The organism is Acinetobacter sp. 228 (assembly GCF_048147885.1).
Window position 1 is genome coordinate 1 of sequence record NZ_JAYWYV010000560.1, and the last position, 1,068, is coordinate 1,068.

Annotated in this window: 1 protein-coding gene and 1 pseudogene; one reads left to right on the plus strand and one right to left on the minus strand. The window is 38.0% G+C overall.

Annotated elements, in window-relative coordinates; all coding sequences use genetic code 11:
* Nucleotides 1-73, plus strand: a pseudogene (locus VXQ92_RS20790) (cytochrome b); the annotation flags it as partial.
* 43 nt (nucleotides 74-116) lie between these two features.
* On the opposite strand, the gene VXQ92_RS20795 reads toward VXQ92_RS20790, so the two are convergent.
* Nucleotides 117-1,067 carry an adenosine deaminase gene (locus tag VXQ92_RS20795; RefSeq protein ID WP_416683048.1) on the minus strand — a complete coding sequence of 317 codons (951 nt, stop codon included), beginning with the start codon at nucleotides 1,065-1,067 and terminating at the stop codon, nucleotides 117-119.
* Between the last annotated feature and the right edge of the window lies 1 nt (nucleotide 1,068).

The following is a 1,068-nucleotide window of genomic DNA, read 5'->3' on the forward strand; positions in this document are numbered from 1 at the left end:
ACTTGCAGCTTTAAAACATCACTTTATAGATAAAGACAATGTTTTAAACAGTATGACCAAACAACCTAAATAAATTCAATGTTAAAAAAACCGCCTATCACAGGCGGTTTTTTTATTTAGATTTTCTGGATTTCTGAAATCCACTTTTGTTTCTCCTCATCTGAAATGAAAGAGGCTTCAAAAGAGTTAATTGCGAGTTGCTTCAACTCATCATTGGTTAAATCTAATGCCTGTTGAATGGCAAAGAAATTATCATTCATATAACCGCCGAAATATGAAGGATCATCTGAGTTAACAGTCACGTGTACGCCTTTTTGTAAAAGACGGCGGATATTGTGATCTTTCATATCCTTAACAACACATAGCTTTAAGTTACTTAAAGGACAAACCGTTAATGGCATTTTTTCATTAATTAAACGAGCCATTAATTGTTCGTCTTCTTCAGAACGCACGCCGTGGTCAATACGGTTTACTTTGAGCAGGTCTAAAGCCTCCCACACATATTCAGGTGGACCTTCCTCACCTGCGTGAGCCACGATTAAGAAGCCTTCTTCACGCGCTTTAGCAAAAACACGTTCAAATTTAGCTGGTGGATGGCCTACTTCGCTTGAATCAAGTCCTACAGCGATAATATCTTGTTTAAACGGTAAAGCTTGCTCAAGCGTTTCAAATGCAGCTTCTTCGCTTAAATGACGCAGGAAACACATGATCAGCTGAGAACTGATACCAAATTTGGCTTTTGCGTCAGCACATGCACGTTTAAGCCCATTGATCACGGTTGCAAAAGCAATACCACGGTCAGTATGAGTTTGCGGATCGAAGAACATTTCTGTATGAACGACACGATCTTCTGCACACTTTTCAAAATATGCCCATGCTAAATCGTAGAAATCTTGCTCATGAACAAGAACATTTGCACCAGCATAGTAAATATCTAAAAATGATTGAAGATTATGAAAGTTATAAGCTTGCTTTACTTCTTCAACAGATTTGTAAGGAATCTGAATCTGATTACGCTGTGCAATGGCAAACATTAATTCAGGTTCAAAGGTCCCTTCAATATGCACA